1 protein-coding gene is annotated in these 401 nt (G+C 46.1%); it reads left to right on the forward strand.

Annotated elements, in window-relative coordinates:
• On the forward strand, positions 1-401 hold a 401-nt coding region (locus ACP45E_RS00885), incomplete at both ends, for a M3 family metallopeptidase (RefSeq protein ID WP_141707163.1).

The following is a 401-nucleotide window of genomic DNA, read 5'->3' on the forward strand; positions in this document are numbered from 1 at the left end:
ACACGTTCACCGCTTGTCTTTATGACCTGGGGCGGAAGCCGATCGGATCTTCTTACTCTTGCCCATGAACTTGGCCACGCATTCCATAACTGGGTCATGAAGGGGATGCCCTTGTGTCAAACTCGTTACCCTATGACATTGGCAGAAACTGCCTCAATCTTTGCTGAGAATATCGTTCGAGACTATCTACTTAACCAAGCAAAAACGACGGATGAAAAGCTAGAAATGCTGTGGGAAGAATTGTCGTCATGTTACGCATTGATGATCAACATTCCAGTTCGATTTGAATTTGAAAGAGAATTCTACCTTCAACGGAAAAATGGTGAGCTCTCGGCGGCCAAACTGTGTGCGTTGATGAGTAAACACTGGCAAGAGTGGTATGGGGATTCGATGTCACAGCC

It is taken from the genome of Vibrio genomosp. F10 str. 9ZD137, from assembly GCF_049974785.1.
GTDB lineage: Bacteria > Pseudomonadota > Gammaproteobacteria > Enterobacterales > Vibrionaceae > Vibrio.